General features: G+C 70.6%; 21 protein-coding genes. 11 read left to right on the top strand and 10 right to left on the bottom strand.

Features of this window, described 5'->3' with window-relative positions:
• Positions 1-114: 114 nt before the first annotated feature.
• Complete coding sequence (locus tag AQJ46_RS11370; protein WP_059205434.1) at positions 115-1,017, bottom strand: MmyB family transcriptional regulator; 903 nt, start codon at positions 1,015-1,017, stop codon at positions 115-117.
• Between the two features lie 95 nt (positions 1,018-1,112).
• Here AQJ46_RS11370 and AQJ46_RS11365 point away from each other — a divergent pair, with 95 nt between their 5' ends.
• Together AQJ46_RS11365 and AQJ46_RS11360 are read left to right on the top strand one after the other, a co-directional pair.
• A complete protein-coding gene (locus tag AQJ46_RS11365; RefSeq protein WP_059205433.1) occupies positions 1,113-2,546 on the top strand; it encodes an MFS transporter in 1,434 nt (477 codons plus the stop codon).
• A 98-nt stretch (positions 2,547-2,644) separates the two neighbouring features.
• On the top strand, positions 2,645-2,851 hold the full coding sequence (locus AQJ46_RS11360; RefSeq protein ID WP_059205432.1) for a hypothetical protein: 207 nt from the start codon (positions 2,645-2,647) through the stop codon (positions 2,849-2,851).
• Positions 2,852-2,857: 6 nt separating this feature from the next.
• Here AQJ46_RS11360 and AQJ46_RS11355 read toward each other — a convergent pair whose 3' ends face one another.
• The 4 genes from AQJ46_RS11355 to AQJ46_RS11340 form a co-directional block, all read right to left on the bottom strand.
• On the bottom strand, positions 2,858-3,442 hold the full coding sequence (locus AQJ46_RS11355) for a TetR family transcriptional regulator (protein ID WP_059205431.1): 585 nt from the start codon (positions 3,440-3,442) through the stop codon (positions 2,858-2,860).
• A gap of 25 nt (positions 3,443-3,467) precedes the next feature.
• Positions 3,468-4,478: an aldo/keto reductase gene (locus AQJ46_RS11350; protein ID WP_059205430.1), complete on the bottom strand. Its 1,011-nt coding sequence runs from the start codon at positions 4,476-4,478 to the stop codon at positions 3,468-3,470.
• A gap of 67 nt (positions 4,479-4,545) precedes the next feature.
• The gene (locus AQJ46_RS11345; protein ID WP_059205429.1) at positions 4,546-5,157 is read right to left on the bottom strand and encodes a LysE family translocator; all 612 of its coding nucleotides are present in this window, start codon (positions 5,155-5,157) and stop codon (positions 4,546-4,548) included.
• Between the two features lie 82 nt (positions 5,158-5,239).
• A complete protein-coding gene (locus tag AQJ46_RS11340) occupies positions 5,240-6,622 on the bottom strand; it encodes a glycine--tRNA ligase (RefSeq protein WP_057615743.1) in 1,383 nt (460 codons plus the stop codon).
• A 162-nt stretch (positions 6,623-6,784) separates the two neighbouring features.
• Here AQJ46_RS11340 and AQJ46_RS11335 point away from each other — a divergent pair, with 162 nt between their 5' ends.
• The 5 genes from AQJ46_RS11335 (at position 6,785) to AQJ46_RS11315 (ending at position 12,429) form a co-directional block, all read left to right on the top strand.
• Entirely contained in the window at positions 6,785-7,732 is a 948-nt protein-coding gene (locus tag AQJ46_RS11335) for a metal ABC transporter substrate-binding protein (RefSeq protein WP_059205428.1), read from the top strand.
• Positions 7,729-8,505 carry a metal ABC transporter ATP-binding protein gene (locus AQJ46_RS11330; RefSeq protein ID WP_057615747.1) on the top strand — a complete coding sequence of 259 codons (777 nt, stop codon included), beginning with the start codon at positions 7,729-7,731 and terminating at the stop codon, positions 8,503-8,505. Before AQJ46_RS11335 ends, AQJ46_RS11330 begins: the two co-directional genes overlap by 4 nt.
• A complete protein-coding gene (locus AQJ46_RS11325; protein WP_059205427.1) occupies positions 8,505-9,407 on the top strand; it encodes a metal ABC transporter permease in 903 nt (300 codons plus the stop codon). The genes AQJ46_RS11330 and AQJ46_RS11325 overlap by 1 nt, the downstream gene beginning before the upstream one ends.
• A gap of 56 nt (positions 9,408-9,463) precedes the next feature.
• On the top strand, positions 9,464-9,880 hold the full coding sequence (locus AQJ46_RS11320; protein ID WP_057615751.1) for a Fur family transcriptional regulator: 417 nt from the start codon (positions 9,464-9,466) through the stop codon (positions 9,878-9,880).
• A gap of 149 nt (positions 9,881-10,029) precedes the next feature.
• Positions 10,030-12,429, top strand: coding sequence for a M4 family metallopeptidase (locus tag AQJ46_RS11315; protein ID WP_059205426.1), 2,400 nt, complete (start codon positions 10,030-10,032; stop codon positions 12,427-12,429).
• 34 nt (positions 12,430-12,463) lie between these two features.
• On the opposite strand, the gene AQJ46_RS11310 is transcribed toward AQJ46_RS11315, so the two are convergent.
• The 3 genes from AQJ46_RS11310 to AQJ46_RS11300 all read right to left on the bottom strand — a co-directional run bounded on the left by AQJ46_RS11310 (position 12,464) and on the right by AQJ46_RS11300 (position 15,114).
• A complete protein-coding gene (locus tag AQJ46_RS11310) occupies positions 12,464-13,312 on the bottom strand; it encodes an isoprenyl transferase (protein WP_057615755.1) in 849 nt (282 codons plus the stop codon).
• Positions 13,313-13,331: 19 nt separating this feature from the next.
• Complete coding sequence (gene recO, locus AQJ46_RS11305; RefSeq protein WP_059205425.1) at positions 13,332-14,084, bottom strand: DNA repair protein RecO; 753 nt, start codon at positions 14,082-14,084, stop codon at positions 13,332-13,334.
• Between the two features lie 70 nt (positions 14,085-14,154).
• Entirely contained in the window at positions 14,155-15,114 is a 960-nt protein-coding gene (locus AQJ46_RS11300; RefSeq protein WP_059205835.1) for an FAD-dependent oxidoreductase, read from the bottom strand.
• A gap of 192 nt (positions 15,115-15,306) precedes the next feature.
• On the opposite strand from AQJ46_RS11300, the gene AQJ46_RS11295 reads away from it, so the two are divergent.
• Positions 15,307-16,788, top strand: coding sequence for an alpha/beta hydrolase (locus AQJ46_RS11295; RefSeq protein ID WP_059205424.1), 1,482 nt, complete (start codon positions 15,307-15,309; stop codon positions 16,786-16,788).
• Here AQJ46_RS11295 and AQJ46_RS11290 read toward each other — a convergent pair.
• A complete protein-coding gene (locus tag AQJ46_RS11290) occupies positions 16,776-17,897 on the bottom strand; it encodes a hypothetical protein (protein ID WP_059205423.1) in 1,122 nt (373 codons plus the stop codon). The two genes, AQJ46_RS11295 and AQJ46_RS11290, sit on opposite strands and share 13 nt — an antisense overlap.
• A 111-nt stretch (positions 17,898-18,008) precedes the next feature.
• Here AQJ46_RS11290 and bla point away from each other — a divergent pair, with 111 nt between their 5' ends.
• A complete protein-coding gene (gene bla, locus AQJ46_RS11285; RefSeq protein ID WP_059205422.1) occupies positions 18,009-18,938 on the top strand; it encodes a class A beta-lactamase in 930 nt (309 codons plus the stop codon).
• Here the strand turns inward: bla and AQJ46_RS11280 are convergent.
• A complete protein-coding gene (locus AQJ46_RS11280) occupies positions 18,913-19,350 on the bottom strand; it encodes a protein-tyrosine phosphatase family protein (RefSeq protein WP_225887299.1) in 438 nt (145 codons plus the stop codon). The two genes, bla and AQJ46_RS11280, sit on opposite strands and share 26 nt — an antisense overlap.
• An 81-nt stretch (positions 19,351-19,431) precedes the next feature.
• Here AQJ46_RS11280 and AQJ46_RS11275 point away from each other — a divergent pair, with 81 nt between their 5' ends.
• Positions 19,432-19,959 carry a SigE family RNA polymerase sigma factor gene (locus AQJ46_RS11275; RefSeq protein WP_057615769.1) on the top strand — a complete coding sequence of 176 codons (528 nt, stop codon included), beginning with the start codon at positions 19,432-19,434 and terminating at the stop codon, positions 19,957-19,959.
• A complete protein-coding gene (locus AQJ46_RS11270) occupies positions 19,956-20,876 on the top strand; it encodes a hypothetical protein (RefSeq protein WP_059205420.1) in 921 nt (306 codons plus the stop codon). Before AQJ46_RS11275 ends, AQJ46_RS11270 begins: the two co-directional genes overlap by 4 nt.
• Positions 20,877-20,970: the final 94 nt, after the last annotated feature.

The following is a 20,970-nucleotide window of genomic DNA, read 5'->3' as shown; positions in this document are numbered from 1 at the left end:
CCGGGAAGTACATCGAGCGGACGGGGGCGCGATCCAATGCACCAGGTGCATGTTGCATCCATCTGGTGCATACGACGAGGTGGGAGCGGTGGGAGAAGGGCACTGAGATCTCGCTCACGCCGAAGGACGCGGGGTCCGTTCCAGAGCGATCGCGTGCAGCTTCTCCAGCCGCAGCCGGGACTCCTCGTCCGCGGGGGCGTAGGTCACCATGCGCGGCCCCGCCTCCGGGCCGAGCCACAGGTCGGTGTGGTCGACGGAGACATGGCCGACGTAACGGTTCATGAACTCCTTGCGGCGGCCCCGGTGTTCGATGACCTCGTGCCGGTCCCAGACCTCGCGGAACTCCGGGGACTCCGTGCGCAGCCGCTTCAGGAGCATCTTCCAGCCGGGCTCGGCGAGGTGTCCGGCCATGGTGGCACGGAAGCGGGCGGCCATCAGGCGCTGCGCCTCCGGCAGGTGGACGATCGAGGAGCGCCAGTCGTCGTCGGTGTAGGAGAGGATCATGCAGTTGCGGTCCTCGGGCGGCACCGCGTCCAGGTCGCACAGCAGCAGGCCGTAGGTGCGGTTGTAGGCGAGGATGTCGTAGCGGCTGTTCTGCACGCAGGCCGGGACCGGCTCAAGCTGTTCGAGGACCTGCTGGATCGCCGGGGTGATCGACGGGCAGACGGTGGCCGGCGTCGGGTCTACGGCCCCGGCGAGCTGGAAGAGGTGCGAGCGCTCGGTCGGGTCCAGCAGCAGTGCACGGGCGAGGGCGTCCAGGACCTGCACGGAGACCTGGATGTCACGGGCCTGCTCCAGCCAGGTGTACCAGGTGACGCCGACCGCGGAGAGCTGGGCGACCTCCTCCCGGCGCAGGCCCGGGGTGCGGCGCCGGCGGCCGCGGGGCAGACCGACCTGTTCGGGGGCGATGTGCTCGCGGCGGTGGCGCAGGAAGGCGGCGAGCTCATGGCGCCGGATCGCCGAGGCGGACGCGGTCGGTATCACCGGTACGGCTGTCTCCTGGACCATGGTCGTCATGCCTCCAGCCTGCCTCCGTCGGGACCCTGTTGCCAGGTGGTTCTTCTACCAGGATAAGAAGACTCTGGTACCCCTCTGGGAGCGGGCGCAGGCTCATGGGCGTGACCACCGAAACCACCACTCCACACTCCGCCCGCCCGGCCGCGCCACCCCAGCTGGGCGGCCTCGGACTGTTCACGGTGCTGCTCGCCGCGGCACTCCCCCTCATCGACTTCTTCATCGTCAACGTCGCGCTGCCCACCATCGGCGCGGACCTCTCCGCGAGCGAGTCGGTCCTCGAACTCGTCGTGGCGGGTTACGGGTTGTCGTACGCCGTCCTCCTCGTCCTCGGCGGCCGCCTCGGCGACCTCTTCGGACGGCGCCGGCTGTTCCTGGGCGGCATGCTGGCCTTCGGGCTGACCTCGCTGGCATGCGGGCTCGCGCCGACCGCGTGGACGCTGGTCGCGGCGCGGGTCGCCCAGGGCGCCGCGTCGGCGGCGATGCTGCCGCAGGTGCTCGCCACGATCCAGTCGGCGACGGCCGGACCCCGCCGGGCGCGGGCGATGGGCCTGTACGGCGCCACGGCGGGCCTCGCCATGGTGGCCGGCCAGATCCTCGGCGGTGTCCTGGTGGCGGCCGACATCGCGGGCACGAGCTGGCGGGCGGCGTTCCTGGTGAACGTCCCGGTCGTCCTGCTCGGCCTGTTCCTCGCGGCCCGTACGGTCCCCGAGACCCGTTCCCCCCGCCCGGAGCCGGTGGACGGCCCCGGCACGGTCCTGCTGGCGGCGACCCTGCTCGCGCTGCTGGCCCCGCTGACCGAGGGCAGGGCGGCGGGCTGGCCGCTGTGGACGTGGCTGTCGCTGGCGGCGTTCCCGTTCCTGGCGTGGGCGTTCTTCGCGGTGGAGCTCAGGGCGGACCGCGGGGGCCGCACTCCCCTGGTCCCGCCGAGCCTCTTCGAGCTGGTGTCCCTGCGCCGCGGTCTGCTGCTGATCCTGCCCTTCTCGATGGGCTTCGCGGGCTTCATGTTCGTGATCGCGGTGGCGCTCCAGGAGGGGGCGGGCCGCAGCCCCGTCCAGGCGGGTCTCGCGCTGGTCCCGCTGGCGGTGACGTTCCTGTTCACGTCGATCGCCGGACCGCGGCTGATCGCCCGCCACGGCACCCGGGTGGTGACCGCGGGCGCGCTGATCCAGGGGGTCGGCCTGGGCCTGATGATCCTGGCCGCGCACTCCTCCTGGCCGGACCTCGGTCTGCTCCCCCTCCTCCCCGGCGGCGCGATCGCCGGCGTCGGCCAGGCCCTCCAACTGCCCGTGGTCTTCCGGATCGTCCTGTCCGAGGTGCCGCCCGCCCGGGCCGGTGTCGGCAGCGGCGTGATGGTCACCACCCAGCAGGTCTCCCTGGCCCTCGGCGTGGCCACGCTGGGCACCCTCTTCCTCGCCCTGGCGCCGGGCATGGGCATGCGGGACGCCCTGGTGACGACGCTCCTCGTCCAGTTGGCCGGGGTGGCCCTGACGGGCATACTGAGCCTGCGTCTGCCGCGCACGATCGACTGACCGGGCCGCCGGCCCGGCTCAAGTCCTCGCGAACGCCCCGTGAAGATACTGCTGTTGATGTTGTTCTTGCTGCACACTCCTAGCCGGAGGCGAGGCACATGTTGCAGATCAACACGAGCAGGGTGAGCCGCTGGGACCAGCACGGCCGCGAACACGTGGTCCAAGTGCAGCGCAAGGGCGCGCAACGCACGATCAGATGTGACACCTGCGGCTGGCGCAAGGGAGCGCAGTTCCTGCCCTGGCTGAAGGCGGAGGAACACCTGGCGGAAGAACACCAGGCGACGGTGGACCCGTCGCAGACGTAGCGGCTCTCAGGCCTTCAGGCCGCGTACCAGCAGGTCCAGCAGCGCCGTGAACTCCTCTTCCGCGCCCGGCTTTTCCCACTCACCGGCATAGCCGGGGTCGTGGAAGAGGGCCGTGGCCTGGAAGAGGGCTCGGGCCGTGGTGGCCGGGGCGGTGACGGTGAAGGTGCCCGCGTCGATGCCGTCCTGGACGACGCGGGTCAGCTGGTCGGTCAGCTCGGTGAGGTGCTCGACGACCGCCTCGTTCTCACCGGTCAGCACCGTGTACGTGGCGAACAGTTCCGGATCGTCGCCCGCCTTGCGGCGCTTGGCCTCGAAGAGCGCGGCAAGCCACTCCCGCAGCCGGGCCTCCGGGTCACGGTCCGCCTCGGCGACTCCGGCCAGCATCCCCGTCGTCCGGTCCAGCCACCGCTTCGTCACCGCCTCCCGCAGCGCCGCCTTCGTCCGGAAGTGCCGGTAGACGCTGCCATGGCTGACGCCGAGCGCGCGGGCCACGTCGACCACGGTGGCCTTGGCCGGGCCGTGGCGGCGCAGCACCTCCTCGGTTGCTTCGAGGATGCGCTCGGCGGTCAGGGTCTCGGTGCTCGGTGGCATGCCTAGACCGTACCTGGCACGGTGTTCACCGTTCGCTGTCGAGCATGGCCATCAGCGGGGCCGCGTACCGCTGGCCGGCCGCCGCGTCCGCCGGTACGGCGTCCTCGATGGCCGCGAGGTCGGCGGCGTCCAGGATCACGTCCAGGGCGCCGAGTGCCTCGCCGAGCCGTTCGCGGGTCCTCGCGCCGATCAGCGGCACGATGTCGTCACCTCGCGAGAGCACCCAGGCGATGGCGATCTGCGCGACCGTGACGCCCTTCTGTTCGGCGATCTTGCGCAGGGACTCGACCAGCGTGAGGTTGTGCTGGAGGTTCTCGCCCTGGAAGCGGGGCGAGTGGGCGCGGAAGTCGTTGGCGGCGAGCTGCCGGTCGGCCGTGAGGTGGCCGGAGATCAACCCGCGGGAGAGCACTCCGTACGCGGTGACGGAGATGCCCAGCTCGCGCAGGGTGGGCAGGATCTCCCGCTCGGGGCCACGGGATATGAGGGCGTACTCGATCTGGAGGTCGGCGATCGGGGCGGTCGCGGCCGCCCGGCGGATGGTGTCGGCGCCGACCTCGCTGAGCCCGATGTGCCGGACCCAGCCCTTCTCCACCAGTTCGGCGATCGCGCCGACGGTCTCCTCGATCGGCACCTGCGGGTCGAGCCGGGAGGGCCGGTAGACGTCGATGTGGTCGACGCCGAGGCGCTGCAGGGAGTACGCGGCGAAGTTCTTCACGGCGCCGGGGCGGCCGTCGAAGCCGGCCCAGGCGCCGTCCGGGTCGCGCAGGGCGCCGAACTTCACGCTGAGCAGCGCGTTCTCGCGCAGGGCGGCCGGGGCGGTGCGCAGTGCCTCGCTGATCAGCAGTTCGTTGTGGCCCATGCCGTAGAAGTCGCCGGTGTCCAGCAGGGTGACGCCGGCCTCCAGGGCGGCGTGGATGGTGGCGATCGACTCCGCGCGGTCCGTCTCGCCGTACATGCCGGACATGCCCATGCAGCCGAGGCCGAGGGCGGAGACCTGGGGGCCGGTGGTTCCGAGGGTTCGGGTTCGCATCGTCATGACGTTCACCTTGCCATGACAGCTGACAGATTTCAATATCTGTCAGCTGTCATCTGTCATGCGGTGCTCACGCGTCGGTCGTGGCCAGCTTGGCTCCGAGCAGCACGAAGGAGGCCGCGAAACTCCGCCGCAGCCAGGCCATGACCCGGGGCCGGGAGATCACATGGCTGCGGACCGAGGCCGCGAGCACCCCGTAGGCGGCGAAGACCAGGAAGGTCGCGAGCATGAAGACGCCGCTCAGCACCAGCATGCGCGGCAGCGCGTGCGGCTCGGTCAGGCTCACGAACTGGGGCAGGAACGCGAAGAAGAAGATCGTCAGCTTCGGGTTGAGGAGGTTGATCAGCACCCCCCGGGCGATCACGCGCCCCGCGGACAGGGGCGCGCCGCCCTGGTCGACCTCGATCACCTCTTTGTCCCGCACGGTCGCCCAGGCCATGTACAGGAGGTAGGCGACCCCGGCGTACTTCACCGCCTGGAATGCGACCGCACTCGCGTTCAGCAGCGCGGCGAGCCCGGTGACGGTGGCCAGGACGTGCGGCACGATCCCGAGCGTGCAGGCGAACGCGGCGACGACGCTCGCGCGAGGACCGCGGGAGAGCCCGGCGGCGAGCGTGTAGACGACTCCGGTGCCGGGAGTGGCGACCACGACGAGGGTGGTGAGGAGAAAGGCGAGGCTCATGGGGCCAGCCTGGACACGCAACGGCCCCCGACACAGGGCCAAAGCGAGGCCTGTATCGGGGGCCAAAGACGAACGGGTGGAGCTAGCAGCCGACGAGGCGCCCGGCCAGGTAACCCTCGATCTGGTCGAGAGACACCCGCTCCTGCTTCATGGAGTCCCGCTCGCGGACCGTCACCGCGTTGTCCTCGAGGGTGTCGAAGTCGACCGTCACGCAGTACGGCGTACCGATCTCGTCCTGGCGCCGGTAACGGCGGCCGATGGCGCCGGCGTCGTCGAACTCGATGTTCCAGTTCTGCCGCAGCGCCTGGGCGAGACCCTTGGCCTTCGGGGACAGCTCGGCGTTGCGGGAGAGCGGGAGGACCGCGACCTTCACCGGGGCCAGGCGGTGGTCGAGGCGCAGTACGGTGCGCTTCTCCAGCTTGCCCTTGGCGTTGGGCGCCTCGTCCTCGACGTACGCGTCGAGCAGGAACGCCAGCATCGCGCGGCCGACACCCGCCGCGGGCTCGATGACGTACGGCGTCCAGCGCTCGCCGGCCTCCTGGTCGTAGTAGGCGAGGTCCTGGCCGGAGGCCTTGGAGTGGGCGCCGAGGTCGTAGTCGGTGCGGTTGGCCACGCCCTCCAGCTCACCCCACTCGTTGCCGCCGAACTGGAAGCGGTACTCGATGTCGGCGGTGCGCTTGGAGTAGTGCGAGAGCTTCTCGGCCGGGTGCTCGTACCAGCGCATGTTCTCCTCGCGGAGACCCAGGCCCGTGTACCAGTTCCAGCGCTGCTCCATCCAGTACTCCTGCCACTTCTCGTCCTCGCCCGGCTTGACGAAGAACTCCATCTCCATCTGCTCGAACTCGCGGGTGCGGAAGATGAAGTTGCCGGGCGTGATCTCGTTGCGGAAGGACTTGCCCATCTGCGCGATGCCGAACGGCGGCTTCTTGCGCGAAGCGACCTGCACCTGGGCGAAGTTGGTGAAGATGCCCTGGGCGGTCTCGGGGCGCAGGTAGGCGATGGAGCCGGTGTCCTGCGTCGGGCCGAGGTGCGTGGAGAGCAGACCCGAGAACTGCTTCGGCTCGGTGAACTGGCCCTTGTTGCCGCAGTTGGGGCAGTTGATGTCCGCCAGGCCGTTCTCCGGCTCGCGCTTGTGCTTGGCCTCGTAGGCCTCGATCAGGTGGTCCGCGCGGAACCGCTTGTGGCAGGAGGTGCACTCGGTGAGCGGGTCGGAGAAGGTGGCGACGTGACCGGACGCGACCCAGACCTCGGGGGCCAGGATCACGGACGAGTCGATACCGACCACGTCCTCGCGGGACGTCACCATGTAACGCCACCACTGACGCTTCAGGTTCTCCTTGAGCTCGACACCCAGCGGTCCGTAGTCCCAGGCGGCCTTCTGGCCACCGTAGATCTCACTGCAGGGGAATACGAAGCCACGGCGCTTGCTCAGGCTGACGATGGTGTCGATCTTGTCGGCGGCCACGGTGCTCTCTTCATTACGACGACGGGCGACGAAGCAATCTCTACGGAGCAGTGCTTCAGAGCGAATGCTTCAGGTTACCGGCGGAGGCTGCCCCCCAATCAAATCGGTGCCGCTCAGCCCGTTTGTTGACAACGGTTTCCATATTTGATGAAAATGACTGTCATGAACGTACGACGTCACCTCATACCCGCGGTCGCCGCGGCCGCGGCCCTCGCCGGCCTCTCCGCCTGCTCCACCGACAGTGCCGCCGCGGGCGGCACCGGCAAGTTCGACGTCGTCGCGTCCTTCTACCCGATGGCCTTCCTCGCCGAGCAGATCGGCGGCGACCATGTGAGCGTCACCAGCCTGACCGAGCCCGGTCAGGAGCCGCACGACCTGGAGATCAGCGCCAAGCAGACCGCGCAGCTCCAGGAGTCCGACGCGGTGCTCTACCTCAAGAACCTCCAGCCCTCCGTCGACGACGCGGTGAACCAGTCCGAGATCAAGACCAAGATCGACGCCTCTTCCCTCACCGAGCTGGAGAAGCACGGCAACGAGGTCGGCGGCCACGCGGCCGAACACGACGACCACGCGAACGGTGAACTCGAGGGTCTCGACCCCCACATCTGGCTCGACCCGGTGCGCTACGCCCAGGTCGCCGAGGGCGTCGGCAAGGCCTTCGAGAAGGCCGACCCGGACCACGCGGCCGACTACCGGGCGCGCACCGCGGCTCTCGTGAAGAAGCTCGACGCCCTGAACACCGAGTTCGAGACCGGGCTCAAGAACACCGACACCAAGGTCTTCGTCACCACGCACGCCGCCTTCGGCTACCTCGCCGAGCGCTACGGCCTCACCGAGGAGGCCATCAACGGCCTCGACCCCGAGTCGGAGCCCAGCGCCGACCGCGTCAAGGACCTTGAGAAGATGGCGAAGGCGGACGGCGTCACGACCGTGTTCTACGAGACGCTCGTCAGCGACAAGACCGCGAAGACCATCGCCTCCGACGCCGGGCTCAAGACGGACGTCCTCGACCCGATCGAGGGCATCACCGCCAAGTCCCGCGGCAAGGACTACTTCGCGGTCCAGGAAGCCAACCTCAAGGCGCTGCAGAGCGCACTGGGAGCGAAATGACACCGGAGGACGGCATGACCGAGCCCGTCATCGCGCTGCGCGGAGTCCGCGCCGACCTGGGCTCGCGGCCCGTCCTGCGCGGCATCGACCTCACCGTGCACCGCGGTGAGGTCGTCGCGCTGCTCGGCGCCAACGGCTCCGGCAAGTCCACCGCGATCCGCACGATCATCGGCCAAGTGCCCCTGTCCGCGGGGGAGATCGAGCTCTTCGGCACCCCGCGCGGGCGGTTCGGGGACTGGGCGCGGGTCGGGTACGTCCCGCAGCGCACCACCGCCGCGGGCGGCGTCCCCGCGACCGTCACCGAGATCGTCTCCTCCGGGCGCCTGTCCCGGGCCCGTTTCGGTGTGCTGCGCAAGGCCGACAAGGAAGCCGTGCGCCGGGCCCTGGAGCTGGTCGGCATGGCGGACCGCGCGAAGGACTCCGTCGACGCCCTCTCCGGAGGCCAGCACCAGCGGGTGCTGATCGCCCGCGCGCTCGCCTCCGAACCCGAGCTGCTGATCATGGACGAGCCGATGGCGGGCGTGGACCTGGCCAGCCAGGAGGTGCTGGCGCGGACGCTCGGGGAACAGGTCGCCCAGGGCACCTCGGTCCTGCTCGTGCTGCACGAACTCGGCCCGCTGGAGCCCCTGATCGACCGGGCGGTCGTCCTGCGCGACGGCTGCGTCCAGCACGACGGCCCACCCCCGCGAGCCGTCGGCCAGCACGCCCTGCCCGGCCATGACCACGTCCACCCCCACGACCACGAGCCGATCCGCACGGGACTGCTGAGCTGATGGACTTCCTCGACTACGCCTTCATGCAGCGGGCGCTGCTCGCCGCCGTCCTGGTCGGCATCACCGCCCCCGCCGTCGGTATCTACCTCGTCCAGCGCCGCCAGGCCCTCATGGGCGACGGCATCGGCCATGTCGCGATGACCGGCGTAGGCCTCGGCTTCCTGCTCTCCTGGTCGCCGGTGTGGATGGCGACCCTGATCTCGGTCCTGGGCGCGGTCCTCATGGAGCTGATCCGCTGGTACGGCAGGACCCGGGGCGACATCGCCCTCGCGATGCTCTTCTACGGCGGTATGGCCGGCGGCGTGATGTTCATCAACCTCGCGCCCGGCGGCTCGAACGCCAACCTGACGTCGTACCTCTTCGGCTCCCTGTCGACCGTGAGTCAGTCCGACGTGACGGCGATCTGCCTGCTCGCCGCGTTCGTGGTGCTCGTCACCCTCGGTCTGCGCCGGCAGCTTTTCGCGGTCAGCCAGGACGAGGAGTTCGCGCGGGTCACCGGTCTGCCCGTGCGGGCGCTCAACCTGCTGACGGCGGTCACGGCCGCGGTGACGGTGACCGTCGCGATGCGCGTGGTCGGGCTGCTGCTGGTGAGCGCGCTGATGGTGGTGCCGGTGGCGGCGGCGCAGCAGCTCAGCCGGAGCTTCGCGGCGACCTTCGCGATCGCGGTGGCGATCGGCGTGACGGTGACCATCGGCGGCACCGTGACCTCGTACTACCAGGACGTGCCGCCCGGCGCGACGATCGTGCTGCTGACCATCGGGGCCTTCGTCGTGCTGACGGGGCTGGCCACCCCGCTGGCCAGGCGACGGGCCCGGGCGGCCGCCGCCGCGCGCCCCGTCCCGGACCCCGCGGAGTGTGCGATTCCGGCCAGTCGGGAGGCGGACGGCACGGTCGGCGTCTGACCCGGCACAGGCCGGACTGGCACAATGGCCCGGCAGGCCGATCGAAGGAGGAACCCGTGACGACCGCAGGACCGCCCGTGAAGGGCCGCGCCACCCGGCAGCGGGCCGCTGTGGCGGCGGCCCTCGACGAGGTCGACGAGTTCCGCAGCGCGCAGGAACTGCACGACATGCTCAAGCACAAGGGCGACGCCGTCGGTCTGACCACGGTCTACCGCACGCTCCAGAACCTCGCCGACGCGGGCGAGGTCGACGTCCTGCGCACCTCCGACGGCGAGTCCGTCTACCGCCGCTGCTCCAGCGGCGAGCACCACCACCACCTGGTCTGCCGGGTCTGCGGCAAGGCGGTGGAGGTCGAGGGACCGGCCGTCGAGAAGTGGGCCGACGCCATCGCCGCCGAGCACGGATACGTCAACGTGGCGCACACCGTGGAGATCTTCGGCACCTGCGCGGACTGCGCGGCCGCCCAGGGCTGACCCACAAGGGCCTCACAGCCGAGCCGAGGGTTAACCCTTGACTCGGCCTCCTTTGCATGACATGGACGGGTCAACAGTGCCACGCTCCCCCCAGCTCTCACGCAGTTCCCGCACGGCACCTCCACCCCGTCGTAGCAGTAGGAGTACGAGTGAGACCCTCCCCACGAAGATCAGCCGTCGCCGCGTCCTTGGTCGCCGCCGCGTCCCTCCTCGCCGTAGGCGTCCAGACGGTCCCCGCCGCCGCCGGGCCCGCCTCCCCCCACCCCAGCCCGCTGCGTGCCGGAGGGCTGGAAGCCAAGCTCTCCCCCGCCCAGCGCACCGCACTGATCAAGAGCGCGTCCGGCAAGGCCGGGGCGACCGCCGGCTCCCTCGGCCTCGGCGCCAAGGAGAAGCTGGTCGTCAAGGACGTCGTCAAGGACAACGACGGCACCCTGCACACCCGCTACGAGCGCACCTACGACGGCCTCCCCGTCCTCGGCGGCGACTTGGTCGTGCACACGCCCCCGGCCTCCCTGGCGGCCGGCACCGTGAGCACCACCTTCAACAACAACCGCCGTACCGTCTCGGTCAAGTCCACGACCGCGACCTTCGGCAAGGCGGCCGCCGAGACCAAGGCGCTGAAGACCGCCAAGGCGCTCAAGGCCGAGAAGCCCGCCGCGCAGAGCGCCCGCAAGGTGATCTGGGCCGGCTCCGGCACCCCGAAGCTCGCGTGGGAGACGGTGGTCTCCGGCTTCCAGGACGACGGCACGCCCAGCAAGCTGCACGTCGTCACCGACGCCACGACCGGCGCCGAGCTCTCCCGCTTCGAGGGCGTCGAGACCGGCACCGGAAACAGCCAGTACAGCGGCACGGTCACCATGGGCACCACGCTGTCCGGTTCGACGTACCAGCTGTACGACACCTCGCGCGGCGGCCACAAGACGTACAGCCTCAACAACGGCACCTCGGGCACCGGCACCCTGATGACCGACGCCGACGACGTCTGGGGCACGGGCTCCGGCTCCAACACCCAGACCGCCGGTGTGGATGCCCACTACGGCGCCCAGGAGACCTGGGACTTCTACAAGAACACCTTCGGCCGCAGCGGCATCAAGAACGACGGTGTCGCCGCCTACAGCCGCGTCCACTACAGCTCGGCGTACGTCAACGCCTTCTGGGACGACGACTGCTTCTGCATGACCTACGGCGACGGCACCGGCAGCACCCACGCGCTGACCTCGCTCGACGTGGCCGGCCACGAGATGACCCACGGCGTCACCTCCAACACGGCAGGGCTCAACTACACCGGTGAGTCAGGGGGGTTGAACGAGGCGACCTCCGACATCTTCGGCACCGGCGTGGAGTTCTACGCCAACAACTCGACCGACGTGGGCGACTACCTCATCGGCGAGAAGATCGACATCAACGGCGACGGCACGCCGCTGCGGTACATGGACAAGCCCAGCAAGGACGGCGGCTCGGCCGACAGCTGGTACTCGGGCGTCGGCAACCTCGACGTGCACTACTCGTCCGGGCCCGCGAACCACATGTTCTACCTGCTCTCCGAGGGCAGCGGCAGCAAGACCATCAACGGGGTCACGTACAACAGCACGACCTCCGACGGTGTCGCCGTCGCCGGGATCGGCCGGGCCGCCGCCCTGCAGATCTGGTACAAGGCGCTGACGACGTACATGACGTCGAGCACCACCTACGCGGGGGCCCGCACCGCCGCCCTGAACGCGGCCGCCGCCCTCTACGGCTCGAGCTCCGCGCAGTACGCCGGGGTCGGCAACGCCTTCGCGGGCATCAACGTCGGCAGCCACATCACCGTGCCGTCGACCGGCGTGACGGTGACCAACCCGGGCAGCCAGTCCACCACGGTCGGGACGGCCGTGAGCCTGCAGGTCTCGGCCAGTTCCACCAACAGCGGCTCACTGACCTACGCCGCGACCGGACTGCCCACCGGTCTGTCGATCAGCAGCTCCACGGGGCTGATCTCCGGGACCCCGACCACGGCCGGCAGCTACAGCACCACGGTCACGGTGACCGACAGCACCGGAGCCACCGGCACGGCGTCCTTCACCTGGACGGTGAGCTCGTCCGGCGGCGGCAGCTGCACCTCCGCCCAGCTGCTGGGCAACCAGGGCTTCGAGTCGGGCAGCACCACCTGGACCGCGAGCAGCGGAGTGATCACCAACTCCAGCAGCCAGGCCGCCCGCACCGGCTCGTACAAGGCGTGGCTGGACGGCTACGGCTCCACCCACACCGACACGCTCTCGCAGTCGGTGACGATCCCGAGCGGCTGCACGGGAACGACGTTCACCTTCTACCTGCACGTCGACACCGCGGAGACCACCACCAGCACGCAGTACGACAAGCTGACGGTGACCGCCGGGTCGACGACCCTGGCCACGTACTCGAACCTGAACGCGGCCTCCGGGTACGTCCAGAAGTCCTTCAGCCTGTCGGGCTTCGCCGGTCAGACGGTCGCCCTGAAGTTCACCGGCGTCGAGGACTCCTCGCTCCAGACCAGCTTCGTGATCGACGACACCGCGGTGACGACGAGCTGATCCCCTGAACGACGACGACGGGGCGGGTCGGAGGTCAGTCCTCCGGCTCGCCCTTCATCGCTTCCTCCATGGCGAGCAGTTCCTCGTTCGGGACGGCTCCGCCGAAGCGCCGGTCCCGGGAGGCGAACTCCATGCACGCCCGCCACAGGTCACGGCGGTCGAAGTCGGGCCACAGGACGTCCTGGAACACCATTTCGGCGTAGGCGCTCTGCCAGAGCAGGTAGTTGGAGGTGCGCTGCTCACCGCTGGGCCGCAGGAAGAGGTCCACGTCGGGCATGTCCGGGTAGTACAGGTACTTCGCGAGGGTCTTCTCGTTGACCTTGGACGGGTCGAGGCGGCCCGCCTTCACGTCCTCGGCGAGGGCCTGCGCGGCATCGGCGATCTCGGCCCGGCCGCCGTAGTTCATGCAGAAGTACAGGGTCAGTTTGTCGTTGCCCTTGGTCTGCTCCTGGGCGACCTGGAGCTCCTTGGCGACGGACTTCCACAGCTTGGGCATCCGCCCCACCCAGCGCACCCGGACACCGAGCTCGTCGAGCTGATCACGCGTCTTGCGGATGAAGTCGCGGTTGAAGTTCATGAGGAAGCGGACCTCGTCGGGCGAGCGCTTCCAGTTCTCGGTGGAGAAGGCGTAGAGGGAGATGTTGCGCACACCCATCTCGATCGAGCCCTGGAGCACGTCCAGCACCCGCTCGGCGCCGACCTTGTGCCCTTCCGTCCTGGGCAGGCCGCGCTGCTTGGCCCATCGGCCGTTCCCGTCCATGACGATCGCCACATGCTCGGGGATCAGCTCACCGGGGAGCTTCGGCGCGCGGGCGCCGGACGGGTGCGGCTCGGGCGCCTTGTACTCACGGCGCTGACGACCGAGGATCCCGCGTACGACCATGGTGGTTCCCGTCTCCCTCTCAGGGTTGCTTCTCTACGTAACGCAGGGATCTGAGCCCGCGTTCCAGATGCCAGTGCAGGTAGGCGGACACCAGCCCGCTGCCCTCCCGGACATACCGCGGCTCACTCGCGTCCGCGGTCTCCCAGTCTCCCGTAAGCAGCGCGGCGAGGAGTTCCAGGGTCTGCGGCGACGGTACGACGCTGCCGGGCACCCGGCAGTCCACGCAGACCGAGCCTCCGGCTGCCACGGAGAAGAACCGGTTCGGCCCGGTCATTCCGCACTTCGCGCAATCGCTGAAGCTGGGCGCGTAGCCGTTGACGGCGAGGGAGCGCAGGAGGAAGGCGTCGAGGACGAGGTGGGGCGCGTGTTCGCCCCGGGCGAGGGTGCGCAGGGCCCCGACGAGCAGCAGGTACTGCTGCACCGCGGGCTCGCCCTCGTGGTCGGTGAACCGCTCGGCGGTCTCCAGCATGGCCGTCCCGGCGGTGTACCGGGCGTAGTCCGCGACGATCCCGCCACCGTACGGAGCGATGGTCTCGCTCTGCGTGCACAGCGGCAGCCCGCGCCCCACCAGCTCGCTCCCCCGCGAGAAGAACTGCACGTCGACATGTGAGAAGGGCTCCAGCCGCGCCCCGAACTTCGACTTGGTCCGCCGCACCCCCCTGGCCACGGCCCGCACCCGCCCGTGTCCGCGCGTGAGCAGCGTGATGATCCGGTCCGCTTCCCCCAGCTTCTGCGTCCGCAGCACGACCCCGTCGTCGCGGAAGAGACTCATCGCGCGCCTCCACCCTGGGTGCGCGGCGCGATGGCGTCGTAGCGGAACAGACTCATGAGCCCATTCTCGCCTACGCGAGAACCCTGGCGGCCCGGACGCGGTCCACGACCTCGCGGGCACAGCCCCAGGACAGGGTCAGCCCCGCTCCGCCGTGGCCGTAGTTGTGCACCAGCAGCCGGTCGCCCCGCCACTCCTCCGCGAGCCGGACACCGGTGCGGACCGGTCGCAGGCCCACCCGCCGGCCGAGCACGCGGGCGTCGGCGAGCGACGGCTCCACGGCGGTACAGCGCCGTACGATCTCCCGGGTCGCCGCCTCGTCGGGCCGCAGTTCCCAGCTTCCCGGCTCGGCCGTGCCGCCCAGGACCACCGCGTCGGCGTGCGGGTAGATGTAGGTGAGGTCCTCCGCGCCGGGGGTGTCGTCGCAGAAGAAGGCCCCGATCCCTGGGTTCTCGACCACGACGATCTGCCCCCGCACCGCGTCCACCGCCGGGTCGTCCGCGAGGAACCGGGCTTCCGCGCCCGCGCAGTTGACGACCACCGGTGTCTCCCGGAGCGCCTCGCCGAGGGTGTCGTAGCGGCGCTGCCGCAAGGATCCGCCGGCTCGCTCCAGCCGTCGTACGAGATGGTCCAGATAACGGGGCATGTCGACGAGCGGCGCCCGGTAGCGCCAGCCGGTGACATAGCCGTCGCGGAGGTCCTCCGGTGGGCACGGGAGTGCGCCGACCACGCTGCCCCAGGCCGGCATCTCGCAGGGGATCCGGGACTCGTGCGTGCCCTCCATGAGACGGATTCCGGTGTCCGGGTCCGTGCTCAGCGCGGTCAGCTCCGCCAGCGTCCGCCGACTCCAGACGTCGACGAGGTCGCGCGGCTCGACCAGATACGGGTCCCACATCGCGCCCGCGGCCGCCGAGGTCGTCGCGCCGGGGAGCCGGTCGGTGTCCACCCGGACGTCCAGGCCGGCCTCCGCCAGACACACCGCCGTGGTGAGCCCCGAGACCCCGGCGCCGATCACCACCACACTGGCCGCCACCACTGCCTCGCCTCCGTCGTCGGGGACTCCGAGGCTAACCGAACCGGCACAAACACCCCCACCGCCACTTCGGCCATTCTCCGAACACCCCTGGGGCGGGTGGACCCGAGAGTCCCCAGGGGGGTAAACCCCCCTGGGGATCGGGCAGTTGACCGGATGGGGTCGTGGCGCTCGATCCGCGAGGCTCCTGCCATGAAGCAGATGACGAAAAGCCTCGCCCTGATCGCCGCCGCCTCGGGTGTCGTCTTCGGTGTCCTGACCCCGCTGTCCGCCTCCGCCTCCTCCGGCGCCCAGGCGCTGAAGTGGACCACGTGCGAGGGCAGCGGTCTCGATCCGCGTCAGCGGTGCGCGACCGTCTCCGTGCCCATGGACTACGCCGACCCGGACGGCCCGCAGATCGAGATCGCCGTCTCCCGTATCCGCAGCGAGAATCCGGACGCCCGGCGCGGTGCCCTGCTGCTGATCCCCGGCGGACCCGGTGGTGACAGCATGAACGACCCGTCCAGGAAGGGGCAGAAGCTGCCGCAGTCCGTGCGGGACGCCTATGACCTGATCGGGTTCGCGCCGCGCGGGATGGCGCCCTCGACGGCCGTCGACTGCGGGCTGGAGCAGCGGGACCTGGCCCGGACGACCCTGCTGCCCTGGCCCGCCCCGGACGGCTCCGTCGACGCGACCATGGCCGCGGGGAAGCGCATGGCCGACGCCTGCGCGCGCAACGGCGGCGCGCTCATCCGGCACATCAGTACGCTCAACGAGGCCCGCGACCTCGACCGCGTGCGCGCCGCGCTCGGCGAGCGCAAGGTGTCCGCGTGGGGCGTGTCCTACGGCACCTATGTCGGCGCCGCCTACCTCCAGTTGTTCCCGCAGCGCACCGACCGCGTGGTCCTGGACAGCAACGACCACCCCGACCCCGTCCTCGCGGAGCGCGCCTGGCTCGCCGCGTTCGAGCGGGGCGCCGAGGACAACTTCCCGGAGTTCGCCAAGTGGGCCTCCGCGCCCGGCAATCCGGACCGCCTCGCCGACACGGCCGCCGAGGTGCGCCCGCTCTTCCTCGGCCTCGCCGCCCGTCTCGACCGGGAGCCGATCCCCTGGCCGGGCGCCAACCCGGCGGAACTCAACGGCAACGTCCTGCGCCAGTCGATGCTCGACTCCTTCTACGACCCCGACGACTACCCGGCACTGACCCGGCTGATCCGCGCCGCGCAGCAGGGCACCGTGCCGCCCGCGCCGGCGGGGCCGCCCGAGGCCGTCCTGCAGAACGTCACCGCGGTCGCCGCCGCCACCATCTGCAACGACGCCGACTGGCCGAGCGACCCGGAGATCTACCGCAAGGGCGTGGCCGAGAGCCGCGCGAAGTACCCGCTGACCGGGGGCATGCCGAGGAACGCGATGCCGTGCGCCGCCTGGCCGTGGGAGCCGAGGGAGGCACCGGTGCACGTCACCGACCGCGGTCCCGCCAACGTCCTGATGGTGCAGAACGAACGGGACGTGGCCACCCCGCTCAGCGGTGCCCTCAAGCTCCGCGAGGCGCTCGGCGGGCGTGCCGTCATGGTCACCAACGACTCCACCGGCCACGACGCCTACCTCGACAACGGCACCGCGTGCGGTGACGCGACCGTGTCCCGCTTCCTGGCCACGGGCAAGCGGCCGGCCGCGGACCTCTACTGCGAGTGAGCGCACCTTCCGTACCGGCGGGCCAGCGCGTGGAACGCCTCCTTCGGTTCCCAGTGCCAGTCCGAACGCGGGTCGTCGGGGCGGTCCTTGACCGCCTTGGCGATGCCGTAGCTCGCCATGTCGAGGTCGTGGCGGGGGTCGTCGGGGCGATGGGGGGCGTCGGCGGTGAGGAACTCGAAGGCCATCGCCGCATAGAGGCCCATCGACTCGAAGACGTCGAGGAGTTGGGTGAGATGGACGGCCTGGGTGTGCTCGCTGCGGACGACGTCTCCCCTGATCTCCGGCGGGTTCTTGTCGTAGTCGACGATGTTCCAGCCCATACCGCCCGCCTCGGGGGCGCCCACGAAGGCGCAGGTGCCGAACTCGGTGATGGCGACCGGCTTGCCCCGGCGCAGGTACTGCCGCAACTCCCTTACGTAGTCCCGTGGTCGGCGGAAGGAGGAGTAGTAGTCGATGCCGACCACGTCGAACAGGTTCCAGTCGACCTCGTCGTCCTGGGCGGCGGCGTAACTGAGACGGCCGTGGAAGACCGAGCGGCCCACCTCGGCCGCCTTCGCGGTGAAGCGGTCCAGCTCGCGCTGCATCCGCACCGGGTCGAAGCTGCCCTTCATCCGGTTCTCGACGCGCTCCAGGACCGTGTCCCCCGGCAGGATCCCCGGCACGAACAGCCAGAACTCGCAGCCCACGCTGAGCTCGACGCTCGCACCCTGCCGGCGCAGCCGCTCCGCGAACCGGCCGCACTCGGCGAGATGGTCGAGGATGTCCCGCCGCGGGACGTCCCCGAGGGTCGGCTGGAGCCAGACGTGCAGCCCGCGTTCGGCGGCCTCGGCGGCGGTGGCGGTGAGGCGTTCGACGCCGTCGCCGGTGACGTCGAGGGTGTCGGCGTGCAGGTCGTCGCGGATGGCGCGGACGTCGGCGCGCATGCGGGCGGCGTTCCAGGCGGTGGCGGGGGTCTCGCCCTCGCCGACGGTGTAGACGACGCCGTGACGGGTGAGTCCTTGCCGGCGTCCCTTCGCATCGGCCCGTCCCGCGGGCAGGAGCGCCGCGGCCCCCACGGCAGCGGCCCCGGCGAGAAACTGTGCCCGGTTGATCCCCGTTGTCTTCTCCATGCCGCCACTGTGTCGGCCGCGGACGGGCCTGTCCGTCCGCCGATGGTCTACGGAGGTGCAACCAAGGGATGACCGCGGACGTCGATCATTGACGAGAAGTGAACCGACGAGATCGACCGCTGTCCCCGAGCGAAGGAGAGAAAGATCTTAGGCTCCGGAAAACTGTCCCGCCGCGCCCTCCTGGCCGCCGGCACGGCCACCGTCCTGACCGGCACGACCGCGTACGCCGCCGACGACGTCACCGCCCGTCTGCGCGCGCTGGAAGAGCGGTACGACGCCCGGCTCGGCGTCTTCGCCCACCACCTCGCCACCAAGCGGTCCGTCCGCTTCCGGGCCGGCGAGCGCTTCCCGATGTGCTCCCTGTTCAAGTCCCTCGCGGCCGCCGCCGTCCTGCGCGACCTGGACCGCGACGGCGAGGTCCTCGCCCGCCGGATCCACTACACCGAGGACGACCTGGTGATCCCGGGCTCGGACCAGACGGCCGCGCATCTAGCGGAGGGCATGACGATCGCCGAGCTCGCCGAGGTGGCCATCACCCACAGCGACAACGCGGCCGGCAACCTCCTCCTGCGCGAACTCGGCGGCCCCACCGCGATCACCCGCTTCGCCCGCTCCCTCGGCGACCGGGTGACCCGCCTCGACCGCTGGGAGCCCGAGCTCAACACCGCCGAGCCGTGGCGGCGCACGGACACGACGAGCCCGTACGCCATCGGTCGCACCTACGGCCGACTGGTCCTCGGCGACGCGCTGAACCGCCGGGACCGTGAGCTGCTCACGCACTGGCTGCTGAACAACACGACCAGCGTGGACCGCTTCCACGCGGGACTGCCGAAGACGTGGACGATCGCCGACAAGACGGGCAGCGGCTCCTACGGAACCGCCAACGACGTGGGCGTGGTCTGGACCGACGACGGCGACCCGATCGTCCTGGCCGTGCTGTCGACGATGCCCGCGCAGGACGCCGTACGCGACGACGCGCTGGTCGCCGACGCGGCGCGGGCGGTCGCCGACACCCTCACCCGACCGGCCGGAACCGCCTGACGTACCGGCGCTGCCACGGCGTCTCCACCGCCCGTCGGTCGTAGTGCTCCCGGACGTAGGCCACCGCCCTCTCCGGGGGCACGCCGTCCAGAACCGCCAGGCAGGCCAGGGCCGTTCCGGTGCGGCCGCGGCCGCCTCCGCAGGCGATCTCGACCCGTTCCTCGGCGGTCCGCCGCCATGCCTCCGTCAGTACCGTGCGGCACTCCTCCCGGTCCGCCGGCAGCCGGAAGTCCGGCCAGCGGAGCCAGTGGGAGGTCCAGGGAACCTCCGGCGGGCTGCCGCCGAGCAGATAGATTCCGTACGACGGTCTCGGCGTGTCCGGGTCCAGCGCGTGCCGCAGGCCCCGGCCCCGTACCAGGCGTCCGGACGGCAGCCGGAGGACACCGGGTCCCTGTTCGTCCCACCCGTTCATGACCCCATTCGAACCTGTCATCGACGCCCGGGCAACCGAATCCGCCCCCACCGTGGTCTGGTGGGCGAGGGAGGGTGCTTGATGCAGGCCGAACAAGAGGATCGGTTCCAGGAATTCGTCAGAGCCAGGTGGTCGCACCTCGTGCGGACCGCCTATCTGCTCACCGGCGACGCCCATCACGCCGAGGACCTGACGCAGACGGCGCTGGCGAAGGCGTACCGCTCCTGGCGGCGCGTGTCGGGCAGCGACAACCCGGAGGCATACGTCCGGCGGATGCTCGTCACCTGCAACAGTGACCGCTTCCGCAAGCGGCGCGTGAAGGAGTCGCTGACCGACGCGCCGCCGGAGCGGGCGGGGCGGGACGAGGCCGTGGCGCGGGTCGAGGAGCGCGGGGTGCTGTTGGGCGCGTTGGCCGGGCTGCCGCCCCGGCAGCGGGCGGTGGTCGTCATGCGGTACTGGGAGGACCTGTCGGAGGCGGAGGTCGCCGAGGTGCTCGGCTGCTCCCCGGGCACGGTCAAGAGCCAGGCGTCCAAGGGGCTGGCGAAGTTGCGTACGTATCCGGGGCTCGCGCAGGTCATGGACCGCGCCCCGCAGGGAGGCACGAAATGAGCGAAGAGGAGCGGGACTTCGAGGAGCAGCTGCGAGAGTTGCTCTCCGAGGACGCGTACACGATCCGGCCGTCGCCGGTGCCCTATCCGCAGATCCGCCGCCAGGGCGTGGTCGAGCGGCGCCGCCGGGTGGCCGTGGCCGGGGCGGTCCTGGCGACCCTGGCCGCGGTGCCGGTGGGGGCGTTCGCGGCGGGCGGCGGGGGCACGGGGACGGCCGACACGGCGACGACACCGACGGCGTCCGCGAGCGCCACGCCGACATCCACTCCCACTCCCACCCCCTCCCCCACGCCCAGTGGACCCGCGGGACCGGCCACGGCGGGGCAGCTGCGGGACGGGATCACACGGGAGCAGGCCGTGGAGGGACTGGACAACTGCATCGCCGAACACCGGAAGAACGTCGCCATGGGCGCCCGCGACTTGAACCTGGGCAAGGCCGACGACTACCGGATCATCCTGGCGCTGAAGAGCACCGGTGACCTCAACTCGCCCGGTGACGGCGTCTTCGTGGTCGCCGTGCAGGAGAAGCCGTCGGAGGTCCGGCTGGTCTGCAACATCAAGGGCGGCGTCGCCTCCGGGCTCAACTACAGCGGCGGCAGCGACCGGCAGCCGGACTCCCCGCCGGTGCTGGCCGACATGAACGGCAACAAGCTCTACCAGCAGTCGTTCCTGAACAAGGGCAACTGGAAACTGCCGTTCAGCTGGGGCTTCATCGGCACGGTGGATCCGACGGTGGCCAAGGTGACCGTCTCCTACGGCGGCGTCGGCAGCGAGGCCGTCCTCGACCACGGCTGGTTCGTCGCCGCCGGCACCCTGACCCAGCAGGTCACCAGGAACCCGCACATCAAGGGCTACGACAAGGGCGGCAAGCTGATCTACGACTCCGACGAGGACAAGACGTACCAGCAGGTGCAGTAGCGAGGCGGCTCGCGACGGGGGGCGCCGTACAGGGGTCGGCGCCCCCTCACCCTGTGCGGGAGGATCAGCGGACGGCCGATCCCGAGGAGCCCCG

This window comes from Streptomyces canus (assembly GCF_001514145.1).
GTDB classification, from domain to species: Bacteria; Actinomycetota; Actinomycetes; order Streptomycetales; family Streptomycetaceae; genus Streptomyces; species Streptomyces canus.
Note: the sequence above shows the minus strand (reverse complement) of the source record. Positions and strands in the feature narration are given on the sequence as shown.

Bases quoted from the DNA above. Each gene is read 5' to 3' on its own strand.
- AQJ46_RS11295 (WP_059205424.1), top strand. From the start codon at position 15,307: ATGAAGCAGATGACGAAAAGCCTCGCCCTGATCGCCGCCGCCTCGGGT.
- AQJ46_RS11275 (WP_057615769.1), top strand. From the start codon at position 19,432: ATGCAGGCCGAACAAGAGGATCGGTTCCAGGAATTCGTCAGAGCCAGG.
- AQJ46_RS11355 (WP_059205431.1), bottom strand. From the start codon at position 3,442: ATGCCACCGAGCACCGAGACCCTGACCGCCGAGCGCATCCTCGAAGCA.
- AQJ46_RS11325 (WP_059205427.1), top strand. From the start codon at position 8,505: ATGGACTTCCTCGACTACGCCTTCATGCAGCGGGCGCTGCTCGCCGCC.
- AQJ46_RS11370 (WP_059205434.1), bottom strand. From the start codon at position 1,017: ATGACGACCATGGTCCAGGAGACAGCCGTACCGGTGATACCGACCGCG.
- AQJ46_RS11350 (WP_059205430.1), bottom strand. From the start codon at position 4,478: ATGACGATGCGAACCCGAACCCTCGGAACCACCGGCCCCCAGGTCTCC.
- AQJ46_RS11330 (WP_057615747.1), top strand. From the start codon at position 7,729: ATGACACCGGAGGACGGCATGACCGAGCCCGTCATCGCGCTGCGCGGA.
- AQJ46_RS11310 (WP_057615755.1), bottom strand. From the start codon at position 13,312: ATGGTCGTACGCGGGATCCTCGGTCGTCAGCGCCGTGAGTACAAGGCG.
- recO (WP_059205425.1), bottom strand. From the start codon at position 14,084: ATGAGTCTCTTCCGCGACGACGGGGTCGTGCTGCGGACGCAGAAGCTG.
- AQJ46_RS11270 (WP_059205420.1), top strand. From the start codon at position 19,956: ATGAGCGAAGAGGAGCGGGACTTCGAGGAGCAGCTGCGAGAGTTGCTC.
- AQJ46_RS11365 (WP_059205433.1), top strand. From the start codon at position 1,113: ATGGGCGTGACCACCGAAACCACCACTCCACACTCCGCCCGCCCGGCC.
- AQJ46_RS11290 (WP_059205423.1), bottom strand. From the start codon at position 17,897: ATGGAGAAGACAACGGGGATCAACCGGGCACAGTTTCTCGCCGGGGCC.
- AQJ46_RS11360 (WP_059205432.1), top strand. From the start codon at position 2,645: ATGTTGCAGATCAACACGAGCAGGGTGAGCCGCTGGGACCAGCACGGC.
- AQJ46_RS11280 (WP_225887299.1), bottom strand. From the start codon at position 19,350: ATGAACGGGTGGGACGAACAGGGACCCGGTGTCCTCCGGCTGCCGTCC.
- AQJ46_RS11345 (WP_059205429.1), bottom strand. From the start codon at position 5,157: ATGAGCCTCGCCTTTCTCCTCACCACCCTCGTCGTGGTCGCCACTCCC.
- AQJ46_RS11335 (WP_059205428.1), top strand. From the start codon at position 6,785: ATGAACGTACGACGTCACCTCATACCCGCGGTCGCCGCGGCCGCGGCC.